At 56.4% G+C, this 6,647-nt stretch carries 4 protein-coding genes; 2 read left to right on the forward strand and 2 right to left on the reverse strand.

Annotated elements, in window-relative coordinates:
* Both mutS and narL read right to left on the reverse strand, forming a co-directional pair.
* Positions 1-1,696: DNA mismatch repair protein MutS (mutS, locus tag RTK32_RS17050; RefSeq protein WP_312046060.1), on the reverse strand; the 1,696-nt coding region annotated here is incomplete at its 3' end.
* Positions 1,697-2,012: 316 nt separating this feature from the next.
* On the reverse strand, positions 2,013-2,663 hold the full coding sequence (gene narL, locus RTK32_RS17055) for a two-component system response regulator NarL (protein WP_312046066.1): 651 nt from the start codon (positions 2,661-2,663) through the stop codon (positions 2,013-2,015).
* A 309-nt stretch (positions 2,664-2,972) separates the two neighbouring features.
* Between narL and RTK32_RS17060 the strand changes: the two genes are divergently transcribed.
* Together RTK32_RS17060 and RTK32_RS17065 are read left to right on the forward strand one after the other, a co-directional pair.
* Positions 2,973-4,367 (forward strand): NarK family nitrate/nitrite MFS transporter, encoded by a 1,395-nt coding sequence (locus tag RTK32_RS17060; protein WP_312046062.1) that lies wholly within the window; start codon positions 2,973-2,975, stop codon positions 4,365-4,367.
* Between the two features lie 68 nt (positions 4,368-4,435).
* The coding region (locus RTK32_RS17065; RefSeq protein WP_312046064.1) for a nitrate reductase subunit alpha at positions 4,436-6,647 on the forward strand (2,212 nt) is incomplete at its 3' end.

Raw genomic sequence — 6,647 nt, forward strand, 5'->3', positions numbered from 1 at the left:
AATTCAGCGTCCAGGCACGTTCTGCCAGATTGCTCAATACGTCCAGCTCCGCCAGCGCGGCGGCGCTGATTTGCAGCGCTTCCAGGTGTGGCAACAGCCGATCGAACAACTCGTCGTAAAGCGTTTTCTCCAGCGCCAGCGCTTTACCTTTCGAAGTCAGGACTTTGTCTTCATACTCTTTCAGCTCAGGAATAATATAGCGCTCGGCGTTTTTCAGTGTCTGACGACGCACGTAATTGATCGGAACTAAATGGCTTTGCCCACGGCTGACCTGAATGTAGTAGCCGTGAACGCCGTTAAAACCGACCTTAAGCGTATCCAGCCCCAGCTTTTCGCGTTCGCGAATTTCCAGCTTGTCCAGATAGTCGGTTGCGCCATCCGCCAGCGCGCGCCATTCGTCCAGCTCTTCGTTATAGCCTGGCGCGATGACGCCGCCGTCGCGTACCAGCACCGGTGGCGAATCGATAATGGCGTTTTCCAACAGCTCGCGTAGCTCATCGAACTGGCCCATCTGCTGGCGCAGCGTTTGCAAATGCGACACGTCGCTGTCAATCAACAGCGCGTCCAGCTCCGGCAGCTGCTGAAAAGCGTGCCGCATTCTGGCCAGATCGCGTGGGCGTGCCGTGCGCAGCGCCAGCCTGGCAAGAATGCGTTCCAGATCGCCGACCTGCCGCAGCAGCGGGGCCAGCTCGGCGGAAAAATCCTGTAGCGCGCCGATGCTTTGCTGGCGATTGATAAGCGTTGCGGTGTCGCGGATCGGCATATGCAGCCAGCGTTTCAGCATTCGGCTGCCCATTGGCGTGACGGTTCTGTCCAGCACCGAAGCCAGCGTATTGTCGATCCCGCCGGCCAGATTTTGAGTAATTTCCAGGTTACGGCGCGTGGCGGCATCCATAATGATGCCATCCTGCTGACGTTCCATGGTCAGCGAGCGGATATGCGGTAGAGAAGTGCGCTGCGTGTCTTTGACATACTGCAGCAGACAACCCGCCGCTCGCAGCGCAAACTGTGCCTGCTCTACGCCAAAGCCGTTAAGATCACGGGTGCCAAACTGCATATTCAGCTGCTGGCGCGCGGTATCCACCTCGAATTCCCACAGGGGGCGGCGACGTAATCCACGCCGGTTTTCAATCAGTGACATAGCCGCGAAATCTTCCGGATAGAGCAGCTCTGCCGGGTTAGTACGCTGGAGTTCTGCCGCCATTGTTTCCAGATCGGTTGGCTCTGCCAGACGGAAGCGGCCGGAGCTGATATCCAGCGTGGCGTAGCCAAAGCCGCGCGGCCCCTGCCAGATTGCTGCCAACAGATTATCCTGGCGTTCCTGCAACAGCGCTTCGTCACTGATGGTGCCTGGCGTCACGATCCGCACCACTTTACGTTCGACCGGACCTTTGCTCAGCGCCGGATCGCCGATCTGTTCGCAGATGGCCACCGACTCGCCCAGCTGTACCAGTTTAGCGAGGTAATTCTCTACGGCATGATGCGGTACACCAGCCATCGGGATCGGTTCGCCCGCGGAAGCGCCGCGTTTGGTCAGGGAAATTTCCAGCAGCTGGGATGCGCGTTTGGCATCGTCATAGAACAGCTCGTAAAAATCGCCCATACGATAGAACAGCAGGATCTCCGGATGCTCAGCTTTCAGACGCAGGTATTGCTGCATCATAGGAGTGTGGGTCGAGAGATTATCAGTGGTCATTATCGGATCTTCTTTTCCAGTCCATTGAATATAAAGTCGGTGCGGCGCACCGTATTTTACATCAAAGCGGTGATTGGGCAGGCGGGCTGTACAGCGTCGTCAAAGCGGATGACGAGCGAAAGAGCGCTACGCCTTTTACTGGGGGGTATATTAACGCAGCGCGATCGATGCTGTCACAGGTAAAAGCCAGAGACGAGCCGCAAATCTTGCAAGAAGGACACCATTAAAAGCGAAGCCTTTTTTAACCTCAGTGCGTAAAAGAAATATTGTCCGGCTTTTACCGTGGCACCGTGAGGGCAGGGCAAGGGTAAATCAATCAGCCGTGGCCGTTTTGCAATGCCCAGACCGCCGCTTCCACGCGCGACTTCAGCTTCATTTTTTTCAGCAGATGTTTAACGTGCACTTTTACCGTGCTTTCGGTAATCGACAGCTTGCGGGCAATGGCTTTATTGGTCATTCCCAGCGTAATCAGCTTCAGAATATCGCGTTCGCGACGTGTCAGCTGCTCTATGTCGCGAGCTTCCGCAGGACGCGCTTCGCGCAGGCTGGCCACCAGCACATTGGTTAATTTTTCGCTTAAAACCATCTGGCCGGCGGCGGCCTGATGCAGCGCTTTCAGCAACGCTTCCGGTTCCATGTCTTTCAACAAATAGCCATCAGCGCCGTGCTTTAGCGCATTCACCACATCATCTTCATGGTCGGAGACGCTGAACACCACGATACGGCCGGAAAGGTCGATGGTACGCAGTTGCACCAGCGTGTCCAGCCCGTTCATGGCTGGCATATTGAGATCTAACAGGATCAGGTCGGGATCGTATTGTTCCGCCAGCACAACGCCCTGCTCGCCATTGCTGGCTTCAGCAATCACCTGCAAACTTTCTTCCAGTTCAATCAGCTGCTTAACGCCATTCCGCAGCAGCGGATGATCGTCAATCAGCAGGATAGTAGCGGCTTCTTCTTTCACGATTGGATGTTCCCTGGTCAGAAAGCGGCGGAGGATCCCCGGCTGGTCTCTTAATTTTACCGATTCAAAAGGATAACCCTATACCACTAAGGGAGTAACCATAAATATCCACAGTCAGGATGCTATGCAAAAATTATCCTGGGTTCTTTTTTAATTCTATGTATTTACTGATTTTTCTATCCAAGAGGCGACTACCTATCCAGGGAAGGCAGCAGGGCGGTGGTAAAGGACACCTGCATCCACGTTGATTTGCGTCAACCCGGCATCAGAAGCGGTTAAGCAGAATGCGCAACATTCAAACCGGAGATGATTATGACGCAACTTGCCCCTCTTCAACCCGAAGAAAACGATGCCGTTATCCAGGACTGGCAGCCGGAAAACGAGCTGTTCTGGCAGCAGCGTGGAAGACGTATTGCTAACCGTAACCTGTGGATTTCGGTTTTCTGTCTGCTGCTCGCTTTCTGCGTCTGGATGTTGTTCAGCGCCGTTGCAGTGAACCTTAACAAAGTAGGCTTCACTTTTACTACCGAGCAGCTCTTCTTATTAACTGCGCTGCCTTCCATTTCTGGCGCGCTGCTACGGATCCCTTACTCATTTGTGATCCCTGTCTTCGGTGGGCGACGCTGGACAGCCTTCAGTACGGGGATCCTGCTTGTTCCCTGCCTCTGGCTGGGATTTGCCGTGCAGAACACCCATACCCCTTTCAGCACGTTTGTGCTTATCGCGCTGCTGTGCGGCTTTGCCGGAGCAAATTTCGCGTCCAGCATGGGCAATATCAGCTTCTTTTTTCCTAAGTCGCAGCAGGGGGGCGCGCTGGGCATCAATGGCGGGTTGGGCAACCTGGGCGTCAGCGTGATGCAATTCGCCGCTCCCCTGGCGGTTTCCGTCGCCATTTTTGGCGCTTTCGGCGGTGAGGCGCAGCACAGCGGCAGTGGCGAGACGATTTGGCTGCAAAATGCGGCCTGGGTTTGGGTACCGTTTTTGCTTGTCGCCACCCTGGCGGCGTGGTTTGGCATGAACGATCTGGCGGCGGCGAAATCCTCTCTGCGCGAGCAGCTGCCGGTGCTCAGACGCGGCCACCTTTGGGTCATGGCGCTGCTTTATCTGGCAACCTTCGGTTCTTTTATCGGCTTTTCCGCCGGGTTCGCCATGCTGGCTAAAACGCAATTCCCGGATATCAGCATTCTCCACTACGCCTTTTTTGGCCCGCTGCTGGGCGCGCTGGCGCGATCGGCGGGCGGCATCATCTCTGACCGGCTGGGCGGGGTGCGCGTTACGCTGGCTAATTTTGTGCTGATGGCGCTGTTTGCGGCCCTGCTGTTCCTGACGCTGCCGGGCGAAGGGCAGGCCGGTTCATTTAGCGCCTTTTTCGCCGTGTTTATGGGGCTGTTTTTAACCGCCGGGCTGGGTAGCGGCTCTACCTATCAGATGATTGCGGTGATTTTCCGCAAGCTTACCCTTGAGAAAGCGAGTGCAGAAGGTAAGAGCATAGAGACCGCACAGCGGGAAGCGGTGACCGAAACGTCCGCCGCACTGGGTTTTATCTCTGCCATTGGCGCACTCGGCGGCTTTTTCATCCCACAGACGTTTGGCCTTTCGCTGGCCATGCTGGGCACGCCCACGGGAGCGATGAAAATCTTCCTTGCTTTCTATCTGCTTTGCGTCGGCGTGACCTGGCGGGTCTACGGCCGTCAAAATAAATTTTGATAACGTGCGGAGGCGATGTCCCTCCGCCGCCTGAGCACTATTACCCAAAGCTTTCAGGAGTTTTCCGGATGAGCAAATTTCTTGACAGGTTCCGCTACTTTAAACAGCTGGCAGAACCTTTTGCTGGCCAACACGGCCAGACACTCAACACCAACCGCGACTGGGAAGAAGGCTACCGTAGCCGCTGGCAGCACGACAAAATTGTGCGCTCCACGCATGGCGTAAACTGCACCGGCTCCTGTAGCTGGAAAATTTACGTCAAAAACGGCCTGGTCACGTGGGAAACGCAGCAAACTGACTATCCGCGTACCCGACCGGATTTGCCTAATCACGAACCGCGGGGCTGTCCGCGCGGCGCCAGTTACTCCTGGTATCTCTACAGCGCTAACCGCCTGAAATATCCGCTGATGCGTAAGAAACTGCTTAAACTGTGGCGTGAAGCCAAAGCGGAGCATCAGGATCCGGTTACGGCCTGGGGGGCGATTGTCAGCGATCCGGAAAAAGCGCAAAGCTATAAGATCGCTCGCGGTCGTGGAGGCTTCGTGCGCTCCAGCTGGCAGGAAGTCAACGAACTGATTGCCGCTGCCAATATTTACACGGCAAAAACGTTCGGCCCGGATCGCATCGTGGGATTTTCTCCCATCCCGGCGATGTCGATGGTTTCTTATGCCGCAGGCGCGCGCTATCTGTCGCTGATCGGCGGCGTTTGCCTGAGCTTTTATGACTGGTATTGCGATTTGCCCCCGGCTTCGCCTATGACCTGGGGCGAGCAGACCGACGTGCCGGAATCCGCCGACTGGTATAACTCTTCGTATATTATCGCCTGGGGCTCTAACGTGCCGCAGACCCGCACGCCAGATGCCCATTTCTTTACCGAGGTGCGCTACAAGGGCACCAAGACCGTCGCGATCACGCCAGACTACGCCGAAGTCGCCAAGCTGTGCGACCAGTGGATCAACCCTAAACAGGGCACGGACAGCGCGCTGGCGCTGGCCTTAGGGCACGTGATGCTGAAAGAGTTTCACCTTGAGCGTGAGGTTCCCTATTTCAGTGACTATGTGCGCCGCTACACCGATATGCCGATGCTGGTTCTGCTGGAGCCACGCGAAGGCGGCTACTATGCAGCCGGACGCCAGCTGCGCGCCAGCGATCTGATTGATAACCTGGGCCAGGAAAATAACCCGCAGTGGAAAACTATCGCCATCGACCAGGTGAGCGGTGAGCTGGTGGCACCGCAGGGATCCATCGGTTATCGCTGGGGTGAAAAAGGCAAGTGGAACCTGGAGTCGCGTGAAGGCGGCTCGCAGCGGGAAGTGACGCTTCAGCTCAGCCTGCTGGGCAGCCATGATGACGTTGCCGAGGTTGGCTTTCCCTACTTCGGCGGTCTGGAAAGCGACAATTTCAACAGTGTGGCGCTGGAGGAGATCCTGCTGCACAAGCTGCCAGTTAAACGCCTGCAGTTAGCTGACGGCAGCGAAGCACTGGTTGCCAGCGTGTATGACCTGACGCTGGCGAACTATGGACTGGATCGCGGGCTGCAAGACGATAACTGCGCAAGCAGCTACGACGAGATCAAAGCCTACAGCCCGGCCTGGGCCGAGCAGATCACCGGCGTGTCGCGGCAGAATATCATTCGGCTGGCGCGAGAGTTCGCCGACAACGCGGAAAAAACGCGTGGCCGCTCGATGATTATCGTCGGCGCCGGGATGAACCACTGGTATCACATGGATATGAACTACCGTGGCCTGATCAACATGCTGATCTTCTGCGGCTGCGTGGGGCAGAGCGGTGGCGGCTGGGCACACTATGTCGGCCAGGAGAAGCTACGGCCGCAAACCGGCTGGACACCGCTGGCGTTCGCGCTTGACTGGCAGCGTCCGCCGCGCCAGATGAACAGCACCTCATTCTTTTATAATCATTCCAGTCAGTGGCGTTATGAAACCGTCCGGACCCGCGAGCTGCTTTCTCCGCTGGCGGATAAAACGCGCTACAGCGGCAGCTTGATCGACTTTAACGTGCGTTCTGAACGTATGGGCTGGCTGCCTTCCGCGCCACAGCTGAACAGTAACCCGCTGTCGATTGCCGCCGAAGCAAAAGCGGCCGGCCTTTCTGCAGTCGATTTCACCGTAGAAAGCCTGAAAAACGGCAAGCTGCGCTTTGCCGCCGAACAGCCGGATGACCCGCAGAACTTCCCGCGTAATATGTTTGTCTGGCGCTCTAACCTGCTTGGCTCCTCCGGTAAAGGCCATGAATACATGCTCAAATATTTACTGGGTACGG

The sequence above is a fragment of the Erwinia sp. genome (assembly GCF_031978025.1).
Lineage (GTDB): Bacteria > Pseudomonadota > Gammaproteobacteria > Enterobacterales > Enterobacteriaceae > Erwinia.